This window comes from Neorhizobium sp. USDA 3394, from assembly GCF_056280385.1.
This window is the reverse complement of the sequence record NZ_JBWCDU010000001.1, coordinates 3,543,953-3,557,409: the sequence shown is the minus strand read 5'-3', so window position 1 is coordinate 3,557,409 and position 13,457 is coordinate 3,543,953. Positions and strand designations below refer to the sequence as shown.

The window sequence follows — 13,457 nt, the reverse complement described above, 5'->3', positions numbered from 1 at the left end:
CTTACTTAAAGGCCTCGCCGGGATAGGCGCCCCAGATTTCGGCCTGGGCGATCCAACCCTCTGCGCCGTTGGTTTCGGCGCGGCACCAGTTGCCGTTGCACTCCTTGATCTGCAGCACGACGCCCGGCTCCAGCTTGGCGAGGATGGCGGCCGTCGCCTGCGGGTCGCGGCGCATGTTGACGTAGATATCCTTGCCCTTGCCGCGCATCCACGGGGCGGCCACTGCTGTCCGGTCGCCGGAGAGCAGGGCCTGGTTCACCCAGCCCTCGGTACCCTCGGCATCGCGAACCCGCCGCCAGTTTTCGTACTCCTGGATGATTTCCATCGGCGTGCCGGACTTCATATACATCCAGGAAACCGCGTAGTCCGTGCTCGGGCCGATGCGGATGTTGACCTTCCTCGACTTGAGGCTGACGAAACGCGGCAGCGGCAGGCCGCTCGGACCCTTGGCGGCGCCCTGAGCGTAACTCGGGGCGGATGCGGAAAGGGAGGCGACAAGCCCGAAGGAAAGAGCGATGAAGGAGCTGAGAATGGCGCGACGCATATGTTTGGTTCCGGCTGAGCGATCTCGGGCTTTCGGGAACCTCGCGAGGTTTTGTTTGTCTTCGCTGACGGGTCTGGTAGAAAACGCCCTGGATAAACCGAATATCGCGCGACTTGGTTAAGGACCTCCTAAAGCAGGTCGCCCGAAAGCGGGTACCGGTTTCGGGATAACGACATATGTCGAACAGAGCTTGAAGCACGAACCCCGAATACGTTCAGGTTTCGTGCTTCAAGGCGTCAGGCAGAGAGTTTCATGACGGCGAAGAAGAAACCCAAGGTCTACATTACCCGTAAGCTGCCTGATGCGGTGGAAACCCGCATGCGCGAGCTGTTCGAAGCCGAACTCAATATCGACGACACGCCCCGTTCGCGCGACGAACTGGCGGCCGCCATGAAGTCGGCCGACGTGCTGGTGCCGACGGTGACGGATCGTATCGACGAGGCGCTGATCGAGGAGGCAGGTCCCCAGCTGAAGCTGATCGCCAGCTTCTCCAACGGCTTCGATCATATCGATGTCGATGCCGCCGCCAGGAAGGGCATCACCGTCACCAACACGCCGAACGTGCTGACCGAGGACACGGCCGACATGACCATGGCGCTGATCCTCGCCGTCAACCGCCGGCTTGCGGAGGGGGCACGCATCCTGACGGAAAAGCCCGGCGAGTGGACCGGCTGGAGCCCGACCTGGATGCTCGGCCGGCGGATCTGGGGCAAACGTATCGGCATCGTCGGCATGGGCCGCATCGGCACTGCCGTCGCCCGCCGTGCCAAGGCTTTCGGCCTGTCGATCCACTACCACAACCGCAAGCCCGTCAACCCTGCGACGGAAGAAGAGCTGGAGGCGACCTATTGGGACAGCCTCGACCAGATGCTCGCCCGCGTCGATATCGTCTCGATCAATTGTCCATCGACACCGGCCACGTTCCATCTGCTGTCGGCGCGGCGCCTGGCGCTGATGCAGCCGGGTTCGATCATCGTCAACACCGCCCGCGGCGACATCATCGACGAGGCGGCGATGATCCAGCTTTTGCGGGACAACAAGATCGCCGGTGCCGGTCTCGACGTCTACCAGAACGAGCCGGCGGTGAACCCGAAACTCGTCAAGCTCGCCCATCAGGGCCGGGTCGTGCTGCTGCCCCATATGGGCTCGGCAACGATCGAGGGCCGGATCGACATGGGCGACAAGGTGATCATCAACATCCGCACCTTCTTCGATGGCCACCGCCCGCCGAATCGGGTTTTGCCCGGCCGCAACTGATCTCAGGTCAGCCGCTTTTGCATCTCGATCGAGGTGATGCGGGTAAAGCCCGGATGGGAATTTTCCGCGGTCTTCGCGAAACCCCATCTGGCGAACGTCGCGTGATTGGCGGTGAGTTCGATGCGGGTTTCGAGCCGCAGCACAGGCAGCCCGTTTTCCCGGGCGACGCCTTCCGCGACCGCCAGCAGCCGACGGCCGATACCCTTGCCCTGGCTTGCCGGCGCAATGGCGAGCTTGCCGATATAGAGGAAGCCGGGTTCCGGTTTGCAGAAGACGCAGCCGGCGAGCGTGCCGTTTTCGATCGCCGCAAACGCGATCTCGTCGCCGGCCTTCCGGGCGAGCGAGGCGAGCGTCAGGCGATGGGCGGAGGAAGGCGGATCGATGACGCCGTCCATATAGGCGAAGGAGGCGAGGATGAGCGCCAGAAGTTCGTCCCAGCGCCCGAAAGCTTCGTCGATGCGGGCAATCTCGATCGCCGGCACCTCGATCACTCCGCGGCAGCCTTGGCCGTGCGGCGCTTGTATTTGATCATGTCGAAACGGGCTGACAGAGAATCGTAGAGCATCAGCCGCCCGACCAGCGGTTCGCCGATGCCGGTCACGAGCTTGATCGCCTCCATCGCCATCAGCGTGCCGATGACACCGGTCAAAGCCCCGACGACGCCGGTCTCGGCGCAGGAGGGGATCAGCCCGGCCGGCGGCTTTTCCGGAAAGAGGTCGCGATAGCCGGGATTGAGGATGCCATCCGGCCCCGCCTCATAGGGTTTCATCACCGTCACAGAACCGTCGAACCGGCCGACCGCGCCTGTCACCAGTGGGATCCGGGTGAGTTCCGCGGCATCGGCCGCCGCGTAACGGGTGTCGAAATTGTCGGATCCGTCGATCAGAAGGTCGAACAGGGCGAGCTTGCGGGCCGCCCATTCGGCGGAAAAACGCTCCTCGAAATCGACGACCCGGACATGCGGGTTGAGCCGGGCGATCGCCTCGCGGGCGCTCCTGGTCTTCATCTCGCCGATCGTGCCGGTATCGTGGATGACCTGCCGCTGCAGGTTGGAGAGCGAAACCACGTCGTCGTCGATGATCCCGAGCGTGCCGATGCCGGCGGCCGCCAGATATTCGAGGATCGGCGCGCCGAGCCCGCCGGCGCCGATCACCAGCACACGGGCATTCTTCATCTTCTGCTGCCCCGTACCGCCGATTTCCGGCAGCAGGATATGGCGGCGGTAACGCTCGATCTCGTCTTGGCTCAATTTTTCCGGGGTCAGGCTTTCCATGGTGAAATCATATCACCGGCTGCCAGGTCGCGTAAGGTGGATTTCAAGCGCCGATGCCGCCATGCGCGACGGTAAAGAACTGTGCCCGGTCGGCCAGCGCCGAAAACATCGAGCGATCCGTGCCGGTCATGAAGGACTGGCCGCCGAGACCGTGGACGAGGTCGAAGAGGGCAGCCCGCCGGCCTTCGTCGAGATGGGCGGCGATCTCGTCGAGCAGCAGGATCGGCGCATAACCCGTCATGTCGGCGGTGAGCCGCGCATGGGCGAGGATGAGGCCGATCAGCAGCGCTTTCTGCTCCCCGGTCGAACAGCGTGCAGCATCCATGTCCTTCTCGCGATGGCGCACCAGCAGGTCGGAACGGTGCGGGCCGTCGAGAGTGCGACCGGCGGCGGCATCGCGGCCGCGGCTGTTGCGCAACATCGCGAGATAGTCTTCCTCGAGGTCGGCTGCCGGGCGATCCATCGCACCGTCCATGAAGCCCTCGAGCGCCAGGACCGGCGTTGGGAACGGTGTCTCGCCGGAATTGGCCGAAAGCGTGCGGAGAAGCCCGAGCATCTCCTGCCGGGCCGCGGCCATGGCAATGCCGAGGCCTGCCATCTGCGCTTCGATCGCGGACAGCCAGGATGGATCGAAGCGGCCTTCCGACAACAGCCGATTGCGGCTGCGCATGGCGCGCTCGAAATCGCTCGCCCGCCGGCCATGGGCGGGATCGAGCGAAAGGACGAGTCGATCGAGGAAGCGGCGGCGGTCCGATGAGGCACCGGTGAACAGCCCGTCCATCGCCGGCGTTAGCCACAGGACGCTCAAGTGATCGGAAAGCTCCTCGGTCGATTTGGCCGGCGTGCCGTTGATCCTGAGTTTGCGGGCGACGCTCTCGCCTTCGCCGGGTTCGATGCCGGTGCCGATCGAAACCTCGCCGTCCATGCCGTCGATATCCGCGAAGATGGTGAAACCGCCGGCAGCACCGACGCGCGTCACGTCGGACAGCACGGCCCGGCGCAGCCCGCGGCCGGGCGACAGGAAGGAGACGGCTTCGAGCAGATTGGTCTTGCCTGCACCATTCTCGCCGGTCAGCACCACATGGCGCCCGTCGAGCAGCAGTGCCGCTTCCGCATAGTTGCGGAAATCGGTGAGCTTCAGCCGGGAGAGGGAGGTCTTCTGCGCCATCGGGAATCTTAAAGTTTCGTGAAACAGGAGCTAAGGGCTCGAAGCGGGGATGGCAAGCTTTTGCTTGGGGATCGATTTCCTCCAACCTGGCCCCTGGTGAGGTCGTGGGCCGACGGCTGGTCGCCTTGGTCCTCCCGCCAGTTCCATATTTGAAACAGAGCGTCGACGGCCCGATCCGCGAACACCCGATGGGCGTTTCGCCGAAACATCATTTTCAATAACTCTAATTTATAATTATTCAAAAATTGGGAGGCATGGATAACAGGGCGTTAAAGCTTCGGTGCTAGAAATGCGGGGACACGCATACGCATCTCATATCCGGATGGCCGTGTGGACACCCTTCAATCTCCGGAGACCTCCCATGAAAGACCAGAACCACAAAGCCGATCTCGCCGAGCGCCTTGAATTTATCGGCCTTGGCCAAGAGCAGCGCCGGTCTCTGGCCGAGATTCGGCCCGTCATCAAGGACACGATCGGTGGCGCGCTGGATGCCTTCTACCGCAAGATCAAGGGCAATCCGCAGACCGCCAAGTTTTTCTCCAATGATGCCCATATCGCCCACGCCAAGAGCCGCCAGGTCACCCATTGGGATAGCATCGCTTCCGGCAGATACGATGCCGAATATGTGGAGGCGGTTTCGACGATCGGCCGCACCCATGCCCGTCTCGGTCTCGAACCGCGCTGGTATATCGGCGGTTACGCGCTGCTCCTCGATGGCATCATCCGCGCGGTGATCAGCCGGGAGATGAGCGGCTTCTTTCAGGAGAAAAAGGCGAAGGTGCTTTCCGAACATCTCTCCTCCGTCGTCAAGGCCGCCCTTCTGGACATGGACTACGCCATCTCGGTCTATCTCGAGGCGCTGGCCGACGAACGCAAGCAGGTCGAAGCCACGCAGGAAAAGGCCAAGCTCGAGCAGGACGCAGCGCTTGCGGCGCTCGACAGCGCGCTGAAGAGCCTTTCCGATGGCGATCTGACATTCGAACTCTGGCAGGAACTGGCACCGAATTTCGCCAAGCTGCGGCAGAACTACAATTCTTCCGTTGCCGAACTCGACGCGGCCATGCGCGAGATCAGCACCTCCGTCGAACAGGTGCGCGCAGAATCGGACGGAATTTCGTCGGCTACCGAAAACATGGCCAGGCGCACCGAGCAGCAGGCTTCCGCGCTTGAACAGACAGCCGCGGCATTGGAAGAGATTACCACCATTTCCGGCCAGGCCGCGCAACGGACCCGCGAAGTGCAGGTGATTGCCCGTGAATCCGCCTCGGAGACGGTCCGCTCCGGCAAGGTGGTCGAGGAAGCGATTGCCGCGATGGGCGACATCGAGCAGTCCTCGCAGAAGATGACCCAGATCATCGGGGCGATCGACGAGATCGCCTTCCAGACCAATCTTCTGGCGCTGAATGCCGGTGTCGAAGCGGCCCGCGCGGGTGAGCAGGGCAAGGGTTTTGCGGTCGTCGCGCAGGAAGTTCGCGAACTGGCGCAGCGCTCCGCCGCGGCCGCCAAGGAAATCAAGGAACTGATCGACCAGTCTTCGAACGACGTCCACCGCGGCGTCGAACTCGTCAACAAGACGGGGCAGGCGCTGGTCGGTATCGGCGATCGCGTCAAGTCGATCGACGACCATATCTCGTCGATCGCCCGTTCGGCCCAGGAACAGGCTTCGGGCATCGAGGAGATCAATTCCGCGATCCGCAGCATGGACCAGATTACCCAGCAGAACGCGGCGCTGATGGAAGAGACCAATGCCTCGACCCGGAGCCTCGTTGGCATCAGCGGCCGGCTGGCGGCGCTGCTCGGCCACTTCAAGACAAGGGCCGTGCGCGAGACCCGCGTCGAGCGTCCGCGCCTGCGCGCCTGATCTTCGACCTGAAACATGGACCGGGCGGTTCCGGTCGGCTAGTGTGCAGGCTCCATAGGGAGCCTGTGACATGACTGATCCGACCCGTGACGGGGACCGCCCTTCCCATATCCGCCACTGGACTGAGGTGGAAAAGCCCCAGGAGAAACACTATCGCGGTGATGACGAGCTGATGGGCTTCGGCGCCGCGCTCGCCCGGCAGTTCGGCCTCACGCGGCTCGGCATTCATCATCATCGCCTGCCACCCGGCCGCCGCACCTCCTTTCCGCATGCGGAGGAACTCGAGGAAGAATTCATCTACGTGATCGAAGGCAATCCGGAGGTCTGGTTGGATGGCGAGGTCTATCCGCTGAAACCGGGCGACTCGGTCGGTTTCCCGGCCGGAACGGGGATTGCTCATACCTTCATCAACAACACGGATGCGGAAGTGCGCCTTTTGGTCATCGGGGAGGCCAACAAGGACGAAAACCGGCTGTTCTATCCGAAGAACCTCGACCTGAAGGCGATCCGTTCGGACTGGTGGGACGACGCGCCTCGGCGCCCGCTCGGCGACCATGACGGCATGCCGGACAAGGTACGGGTCTGGAAGGCCGGTCAGACAGCAGCGAAGGAAACGACAGGTGAGTGACGAGGAAAGACTGGTCAGGCTGGAGGAGCTTGCCGCCTACCAAACCAAGGTGATCGAGGAATTGTCCGACCAGCTCGCCGAGCAGTGGAAGGTGATGGAACAGACACGCGCCAAGCTCGACCGGCTGACCGAGCGGTTTCTGTCGCTCGAGGAATCCTCGCTGGAAGCGCCGGCCGTCACCAGGCCGCCGCATTATTGATTGCCCGGTTGCCGCTCAGGCGGCGCGTGGCATGCGCCGCCTGAGCGCGACATATTCCCAGGTGGCGACGAAAAACAGGATCGCGGTGGCGAGGACCTGCATCGCGAAACTGGCGATGAAAGGTACCAGCAGGAAGCAGCCGGCAAGGAGAACGACGCCGGCGGCATGCGAATAGGGAATGAAGCGCGACGAGACCGTCTTCATCCAGGCCGTGCCGGCGAGGAACAGGATCGGCCCGCCGAGCAGCGCCAGTGCGTGGGCGTAGGAGCCTTTTTCCTGTGGATGCGAGAGGCTGAAATCCTCGCCGACGGCAGTGAGGATGATGCCAGCGACGATCGGCAGGTGGCCGTAGGTGAAGAGATGCTGGGCGGTGGCCTGCGGCTCGGCGGTTTCTTCCGCCTTGTCGGCCGCCTTTTCCTGCCCGTCATGGAAATAGATCCACCACATGATGATGGTCGAGAGAAACGCGAAGCACAGCACCAGCGGAGTGCCGGCATTGTCCATGTGGCTCGCGGCATTCTTGCCTGTGGTGACAATGGTCTCACCGAGCGCGATGATGACGAAGAGCGCGCAGCGTTCGGCCAGATGTTCGCCGTTGATGTCGAGCGTTTCGGGCGGCGAGGCGCCGATCGCCGGCACCCAGTAGCGCATCGCCGGCCCGGCATATTCGATGGCAAGGGCCGCCATCCAGAAGGTTGCCCGTATCTGCGGCTCCGCAAGCCCCCCGGCGATCCACAGCGCGCTGGATACGCCCAGCCAGGCGGTGATCCGGAAGAAGGTCATGAAGGAGGCGGCATCGGTTCCCCGGAACGCATAAAGCGCAAACAGCGAGCGGATGAGCTGCATCGCCGAATAGGCGAGCGCGAAGACGAGGCCCATGTCCGTGAAGGCCTTGGGCAGCGCGATGGCCAGCACGATGCCGCAGAACATCAGCGCGAAGAGCAGCAGCCTGACGGGTTCGATTTCGGTGTCGAGGAGGTTCGTGACCCAGGTCGTGTGGATCCACACCCACCAGAGCGCGAAGATGAACAGGATGGCCTCGGCGGCGATGCCGAAGCTGAAATCCGAGGCAAGCGTCTCGGAAAGCTGGATCAGCGCGAAGACGAAGACGAGATCGAAGAAAAGCTCCGGAAAGCTCGCCTTGGTCGATCGGGCATCGTCCTTTCTAAGCCAGTGGTGCTCGCTCTCGCTCATCCGGTTCCTCAGCTGGCGTTACGTGATTTCGGCCCGCGCTGCTATTTAGGGCGCCGTCCGTGAAAGCCGAGGTGTGGCCGCACGATGTGCCGGAGGCTTATCTGACCTTGAGGCCATGAACGAGTGTCGAACCACGAGGCCGAGCTCTCCCGGCTTAATATCCGGCCGGTCGGTGAGCAGCCGTTTCCATGCAAAGCTCGTTATGGTCTCCATGGCGAGCTTCGGCACGACCCAATCGGCCAGCATGCCGCGGCCGATAAACTAACTGATTTGACGGGTGTCAAACCGCGTGCTGAAAACGCTGTTAGAGATGAGGGGCCGGACCATGCCGGCCACTTCGACAGGCAGTTGCATGACCATTCCGGAATTTACCCTCGCCATCCTCCTGCTTCTCTGCACGCCAGGGCCGACCAATACGCTGATGGCGCTTGGTGGATATGCGCGCGGCTGGCTGAAGGGTCTGCCCCTGATCGCCGGCGAACTCGGCGGCTATCTGCTGGTGATCGTGCCGGTGGCAACCCTTGCGGCGCCTTTCTTCGATGCCTATCCGCAGGCGCTGGTCTGGGCGAAGCTCGCGGCAGGCGTCTGGGTGCTCTATTTGGGGTATCGTTTATGGACGTCCGAGAAGCAGGCGAAGGAAGCGGTGGAGATTTCCATCCGCCAGGTCTTCGTCACCACGGTTTTGAACCCCAAGGCGCTGATCATCGCGCTCGTCATCATGCCGCATGGCGGCCTCACCGAACTCGCGCCGTGGCTTGCGCTGTTTGCCGGACTGGTGCTCCTGGCCGCCAATGGCTGGATCGCCTTCGGCAGTTTCATGCGGCACACCGAGCGTTTCGAGGTGAAGCCGATCGTCGTGCGCCGCATCGCTGCCGCCTGCCTCGTGCTCTTCGCCATGATCCTCGCCAGCGCGTCGATCCAGTCGCTGGCCTGAGATAGACGACCTCGGCCCGAGTTGACGAATCAAGGCCGGGTCGGCATCTTTCGTTTTGCGTGGCCTACGCCGAACCTCCCCGGACCTTCCCCAGCATGGTCCTGACACGGAGGCAAAGGGACTTCAGTCTCGGGTCGCTATCTTGGTCCGACCGTTTCGGATGTGGTTGCTGGGGAACTCCGTCCGGGACGTGAAAGGCTCAAGATGACCCAGAACGGAAATTTCAAGCGCCGTGTCCGTGCCCGTGCCGCAAAGACAGGCGAATCCTATACCGCAGCCCTCAGCCATATCCGCGAGACTGCCCCGAACGATCCAGGGCCGCAGGCCAGATCGGTGCGCCTGGCCGTGGCCCAGACCACTCCCTATGTCGATCCCCGCAACGCAGCCGAGCTTCGCGCAAGCGGGGAGGAGATGCGCCACCTGATGCGCGAGGCGCAAAAGGCGAGCGTCCGGGTGATCCACTTTCCCGAAGGTGCGACCTGCTCTCCCAACAAGCGCATCATGTCTTCGACCGGCCGCGATCCGGTCGGGTCGTCCGACTGGAGCCGGTTCGAATGGACCGTCTTGCGCGAAGAACTGGATGCGACGCGGGCGTTGGCACGCGAACTCGGGCTGTTCGCGGTGATCGGTTCCGTGCACCAACTCACCGAGCCGCATCGGCCGCACAACAGCCTCTATATCGTCTCGGACAGAGGAGAGCTGGTGACGCGCTATGACGAGCGCCTGCTGTCGAACACCAAGATCTCGTTCATGTACACGCCGGGTTCGACGCCGGTGACCTTCGAGGTCGATGGCGTCCGCTTCGGCTGCTCGCTCGGCATGGAAACGCATTTTCCCGAAATCTTCAGGGAATACGAGCAGCTTGATGTCGATTGCGTCCTGTTCTCGACCACCGGCGCAACGCCGGCCTTCGCGGCCGAGGCGCTGGGACATGCGGCGAGCAACAGATACTGGGTGAGTTTCTCGGTGCTCGCCTATCCCGGCTTCATGCCGCCTTCCGGGATCGCCGCTCCGAGTGGCGAATGGGTGGCCCAATGCCGGGCAGATGCGACGCCCTCGCTTGCGATCGTCGATATCGACCACAATCCGGGAGAGATCGCCCGGCCCTGGAGGCGAATGGCGCGGGCCGGCATCTATGAGCCGCATATGGTGAACGACCCGCGCAGCGGCGGCCGTGACGCGTTCTAGGCGCCCAACGAAAAAGCCGCCCGCAACGGCTTGTTGCGAGCGGCTTCAAAGGGTCGGCTCAAAAACTCAGTTCTCGAAGAATTCCTTCATCCGGGCGAAGAAGCCCGTCGATTCCGGATTGTTCTCCTTCGAGGACAGTTCCTCGAATTCCTGCAGCAGCTCGCGCTGCCTCTTGGTGAGTTTCTGCGGCGTCTCGATCTGGATCTGGATGTAGAGGTCGCCCGTCTGCGAGGATCGCAGCACCGGCATGCCCTTGCCCTTCAGGCGGAACTGCTTGCCCGGCTGGGTGCCTTCCGGCACCGTCACGCGGGACTTGGTTCCGTCGAGCGTCGCCACGTCGAACGTGCCGCCGAGGGCGGCCGTCGTCATCGAGATCGGCACGGCGCAATAAAGGTCGGCGCCGTCGCGCTGGAAGAACTGGTGGGGCTTCACCGACAGGAAGATGTAGAGATCTCCCGCAGGTCCGCCGCGCGTACCGGCTTCGCCTTCGCCCTGCAGGCGGATGCGGGTGCCGTCCTCGATGCCGGCCGGGATGTTGACCGACAGCGAACGTTCTTCGGTGACGCGGCCCTGGCCGTGGCACTTGCCGCAGGGATCGGTAATCGTCTGGCCGCGGCCGTGGCAGGTCGGGCAGGTGCGTTCCACCGAGAAGAAGCCCTGGCTTGCGCGCACGCGGCCGGAACCCTGGCAGGTGCCGCAGGTCTTCGGTTGCGTGCCGGGCTTGGCGCCCGAACCGGAACAGACGTCGCAGGTGATCGAGGTCGGAACCCGGATCTGCGCCGTCTTGCCGGCAAACGCTTCTTCCAGCGTGATTTCCATATTGTAGCGAAGATCGGCGCCGCGTTCGCGACCGCCCGACGACCGACGGGCACGCCCGCCGCCCATCATTTCGCCAAAGATGTCTTCGAAGATATCGGAGAAGCCGCCCGCGCCTGCGCCCGAGAAGCCGCCGCCACCGCCGCCCATTCCGCCCTGTTCGAAGGCGGCATGGCCGAAGCGGTCATAGGCCGCACGCTTCTGGGGGTCCTTCAAGGTCTCGTAGGCTTCGCCGAGCTCCTTGAACTTCTTTTCCGCTTCTGCGTCGCCCGGATTCTTGTCGGGATGATATTTCATCGCGAGCTTGCGGAAGGCGCTTTTCAGCTCCTTCTCGTCGGCCGTCTTGCCGACACCCAGCGTTTCGTAAAAGTCTGCTTTTGCCATGGAGGTAACCGGCTCCGGAAAGGATTCCGGCTGCACGAAGGCAGCCGGATACTCTAGTCAACTATGGTCGAGGTCTGGCCATCAGGCAACCGGCGGATTAGGCGGACTTCTTGTCGTCCTTGACTTCCTCGTAGTCGGCATCGACGATATCGTCCTTGCCGTCCTCGGAGCCTGCGCCGCCTTCGGCCTGCTGGGCCTCATAGATGGCCTGTCCAAGCTTCATCGACACTTCCATCAGGGTCTGCGTCTTCGCCTGGATGTCATCGGCATCCGGCTCGGGAGCTTCGATGGCGGTCTTCAGCGAAGCGATAGCATCCTCGATCGCCTTGCGGTCGGTCTCGGAAACCTTGTCGCCATATTCCTTCAGCGACTTCTCGGACGAGTGAACGAGGCTTTCGGCCTGGTTCTTGGCTTCGACGCCGGCACGGCGCTTCTTGTCGGCTTCGGCATTGGCCTCGGCGTCCTTGACCATCTTCTCGATCTCGGCGTCGGAGAGACCGCCGGATGCCTGGATGCGGATCTGCTGTTCCTTGCCGGTGCCCTTGTCCTTGGCCGAAACCTGGACGATGCCGTTGGCGTCGATGTCGAACGTGACTTCGATCTGCGGCATGCCGCGCGGCGACGGCGGCAGGCCGACGAGGTCGAACTGGCCGAGCAGCTTGTTGTCGGCAGCCATTTCGCGCTCGCCCTGGGACACGCGGATCGTCACAGCCTGCTGGTTGTCCTCGGCGGTCGAGAAGACCTGGGACTTCTTGGTCGGGATCGTCGTGTTACGGTCGATGAGGCGGGTGAAGACGCCGCCGAGCGTTTCGATGCCGAGCGACAGCGGGGTCACGTCGAGCAGCAGAACGTCCTTGACGTCGCCCTGCAGAACGCCAGCCTGGATGGCGGCGCCGAGAGCGACCACTTCATCCGGGTTGACGCCCTTGTGCGGCTCCTTGCCGAACAGCTGCTTGACGACTTCCTGGACCTTCGGCATGCGGCTCATGCCGCCGACGAGAACCACTTCATCGATTTCCGCGGCGGTAACGCCGGCATCCTTGAGGGCTGCCTTGCACGGAGCGATGGTGCGCTGGACCAGATCGTCGACCAGGCTTTCGAACTTGGCGCGGGTCAGCTTCAGGGTCAGGTGCTTCGGACCGGAAGCATCAGCCGTGATGAACGGCAGGTTGATTTCGGTCTGCTGCGAGGAGGAGAGTTCGATCTTGGCCTTTTCGGCAGCTTCCTTGAGGCGCTGCAGAGCGAGCTTGTCGTTCTTCAGGTCGATGCCGTTGTCCTTCTTGAACTCGGCTGCGAGATATTCGACGAGACGCATGTCGAAGTCTTCACCGCCGAGGAAGGTGTCGCCGTTGGTGGACTTCACTTCGAAGACGCCGTCGCCGATTTCGAGAACCGAGATGTCGAACGTGCCACCGCCAAGGTCGTAGACGGCGATCGTCTTGCCGTCCTTCTTGTCGAGGCCGTAGGCGAGCGCGGCAGCGGTCGGCTCGTTGATGATGCGGAGAACTTCGAGGCCGGCGATGCGGCCCGCGTCCTTGGTGGCCTGGCGCTGCGCGTCGTTGAAGTAGGCCGGAACGGTGATGACGGCCTTTTCGACCTTCTCACCAAGATAGGATTCGGCAGTTTCCTTCATCTTCTGAAGGATCATCGCGGAAATCTGTGCGGGGGAATAGTTCTTGCCCTGGGCCTTGACCCATGCATCGCCATTGTCGCCCTTGACGATATCGAACGGAACGAGGCCTTTGTCCTTTTCGACGGTCGGATCTTCGTAGCGGCGGCCGATAAGGCGCTTCACGGCGAAGAGGGTATTGGTGGGGTTGGTCACCGCCTGGCGCTTGGCCGGCTGGCCGACGAGGCGTTCGCCGTCATCGGAAAATGCGACCATGGAGGGCGTGGTACGCGCGCCTTCGGCGTTCTCGATCACCTTCGCATCTTTGCCGTCCATGATGGCGACGCAGGAGTTGGTGGTTCCGAGGTCGATGCCAATTACTTTTGCCATTTTCTTCTCTCT

Annotated in this window: 13 protein-coding genes; 6 read left to right on the top strand and 7 right to left on the bottom strand. The window is 62.9% G+C overall.

The features are described 5' to 3' along the window. Nucleotide 1: 1 nt before the first annotated feature. Entirely contained in the window at nt 2-544 is a 543-nt protein-coding gene (locus ACZ9EJ_RS17640) for an SH3 domain-containing protein (RefSeq protein WP_046639624.1), read from the bottom strand. Between the two features lie 252 nt (nt 545-796). On the opposite strand from ACZ9EJ_RS17640, the gene ACZ9EJ_RS17635 reads away from it, so the two are divergent. Beyond that, a complete protein-coding gene (locus ACZ9EJ_RS17635) occupies nt 797-1,801 on the top strand; it encodes a 2-hydroxyacid dehydrogenase (protein WP_046639625.1) in 1,005 nt (334 codons plus the stop codon). 2 nt (nt 1,802-1,803) lie between these two features. Here the strand turns inward: ACZ9EJ_RS17635 and ACZ9EJ_RS17630 are convergent, their stop codons facing one another. The 3 genes from ACZ9EJ_RS17630 to recF are packed head-to-tail and all read right to left on the bottom strand — an operon-like array spanning nt 1,804 to nt 4,242. Beyond that, nucleotides 1,804-2,274 carry a GNAT family N-acetyltransferase gene (locus ACZ9EJ_RS17630; protein WP_046634189.1) on the bottom strand — a complete coding sequence of 157 codons (471 nt, stop codon included), beginning with the start codon at nt 2,272-2,274 and terminating at the stop codon, nt 1,804-1,806. 14 nt (nt 2,275-2,288) lie between these two features. Then, nucleotides 2,289-3,074 (bottom strand): molybdopterin-synthase adenylyltransferase MoeB, encoded by a 786-nt coding sequence (locus ACZ9EJ_RS17625; RefSeq protein WP_046639626.1) that lies wholly within the window; start codon nt 3,072-3,074, stop codon nt 2,289-2,291. A 43-nt stretch (nt 3,075-3,117) separates the two neighbouring features. Further along, nucleotides 3,118-4,242 carry a DNA replication/repair protein RecF gene (recF, locus tag ACZ9EJ_RS17620; protein WP_046639627.1) on the bottom strand — a complete coding sequence of 375 codons (1,125 nt, stop codon included), beginning with the start codon at nt 4,240-4,242 and terminating at the stop codon, nt 3,118-3,120. A gap of 361 nt (nt 4,243-4,603) precedes the next feature. Here recF and ACZ9EJ_RS17615 point away from each other — a divergent pair, with 361 nt between their 5' ends. From ACZ9EJ_RS17615 to ACZ9EJ_RS17605, 3 genes are all read left to right on the top strand, one after another. Then, nucleotides 4,604-6,103: a globin-coupled sensor protein gene (locus tag ACZ9EJ_RS17615; protein ID WP_046639628.1), complete on the top strand. Its 1,500-nt coding sequence runs from the start codon at nt 4,604-4,606 to the stop codon at nt 6,101-6,103. Nucleotides 6,104-6,173: 70 nt separating this feature from the next. After that, nucleotides 6,174-6,731, top strand: coding sequence for a cupin domain-containing protein (locus ACZ9EJ_RS17610; RefSeq protein ID WP_046639629.1), 558 nt, complete (start codon nt 6,174-6,176; stop codon nt 6,729-6,731). Next, the gene (locus ACZ9EJ_RS17605) at nt 6,724-6,930 is read left to right on the top strand and encodes a SlyX family protein (RefSeq protein WP_046634112.1); all 207 of its coding nucleotides are present in this window, start codon (nt 6,724-6,726) and stop codon (nt 6,928-6,930) included. Before ACZ9EJ_RS17610 ends, ACZ9EJ_RS17605 begins: the two co-directional genes overlap by 8 nt. A 15-nt stretch (nt 6,931-6,945) precedes the next feature. On the opposite strand, the gene ACZ9EJ_RS17600 is transcribed toward ACZ9EJ_RS17605, so the two are convergent. After that, on the bottom strand, nt 6,946-8,124 hold the full coding sequence (locus ACZ9EJ_RS17600; RefSeq protein WP_046639630.1) for a low temperature requirement protein A: 1,179 nt from the start codon (nt 8,122-8,124) through the stop codon (nt 6,946-6,948). Nucleotides 8,125-8,476: 352 nt separating this feature from the next. On the opposite strand from ACZ9EJ_RS17600, the gene ACZ9EJ_RS17595 reads away from it, so the two are divergent. Continuing rightward, nucleotides 8,477-9,058 carry a LysE family translocator gene (locus ACZ9EJ_RS17595; protein WP_046639827.1) on the top strand — a complete coding sequence of 194 codons (582 nt, stop codon included), beginning with the start codon at nt 8,477-8,479 and terminating at the stop codon, nt 9,056-9,058. 204 nt (nt 9,059-9,262) lie between these two features. Then, nucleotides 9,263-10,246, top strand: a complete 984-nt coding sequence (locus tag ACZ9EJ_RS17590) for a carbon-nitrogen hydrolase family protein (RefSeq protein ID WP_046639631.1) — start codon at nt 9,263-9,265, stop codon at nt 10,244-10,246. A 66-nt stretch (nt 10,247-10,312) separates the two neighbouring features. Here the strand turns inward: ACZ9EJ_RS17590 and dnaJ are convergent, their stop codons facing one another. Together dnaJ and dnaK are read right to left on the bottom strand one after the other, a co-directional pair. After that, a complete protein-coding gene (dnaJ, locus tag ACZ9EJ_RS17585; protein ID WP_046639632.1) occupies nt 10,313-11,446 on the bottom strand; it encodes a molecular chaperone DnaJ in 1,134 nt (377 codons plus the stop codon). Between the two features lie 97 nt (nt 11,447-11,543). Continuing rightward, complete coding sequence (dnaK, locus tag ACZ9EJ_RS17580) at nt 11,544-13,445, bottom strand: molecular chaperone DnaK (protein WP_046634103.1); 1,902 nt, start codon at nt 13,443-13,445, stop codon at nt 11,544-11,546. Between the last annotated feature and the right edge of the window lie 12 nt (nt 13,446-13,457).

Excerpts from the sequence above, each read along its gene's own strand:
- ACZ9EJ_RS17590 (WP_046639631.1), top strand. The coding sequence starts at position 9,263 with ATGACCCAGAACGGAAATTTCAAGCGCCGTGTCCGTGCCCGTGCCGCA.
- ACZ9EJ_RS17635 (WP_046639625.1), top strand. The coding sequence starts at position 797 with ATGACGGCGAAGAAGAAACCCAAGGTCTACATTACCCGTAAGCTGCCT.
- ACZ9EJ_RS17610 (WP_046639629.1), top strand. The coding sequence starts at position 6,174 with ATGACTGATCCGACCCGTGACGGGGACCGCCCTTCCCATATCCGCCAC.
- recF (WP_046639627.1), bottom strand. The coding sequence starts at position 4,242 with ATGGCGCAGAAGACCTCCCTCTCCCGGCTGAAGCTCACCGATTTCCGC.
- dnaK (WP_046634103.1), bottom strand. The coding sequence starts at position 13,445 with ATGGCAAAAGTAATTGGCATCGACCTCGGAACCACCAACTCCTGCGTC.
- dnaJ (WP_046639632.1), bottom strand. The coding sequence starts at position 11,446 with ATGGCAAAAGCAGACTTTTACGAAACGCTGGGTGTCGGCAAGACGGCC.
- ACZ9EJ_RS17600 (WP_046639630.1), bottom strand. The coding sequence starts at position 8,124 with ATGAGCGAGAGCGAGCACCACTGGCTTAGAAAGGACGATGCCCGATCG.
- ACZ9EJ_RS17615 (WP_046639628.1), top strand. The coding sequence starts at position 4,604 with ATGAAAGACCAGAACCACAAAGCCGATCTCGCCGAGCGCCTTGAATTT.
- ACZ9EJ_RS17595 (WP_046639827.1), top strand. The coding sequence starts at position 8,477 with ATGACCATTCCGGAATTTACCCTCGCCATCCTCCTGCTTCTCTGCACG.
- ACZ9EJ_RS17640 (WP_046639624.1), bottom strand. The coding sequence starts at position 544 with ATGCGTCGCGCCATTCTCAGCTCCTTCATCGCTCTTTCCTTCGGGCTT.
- ACZ9EJ_RS17625 (WP_046639626.1), bottom strand. The coding sequence starts at position 3,074 with ATGGAAAGCCTGACCCCGGAAAAATTGAGCCAAGACGAGATCGAGCGT.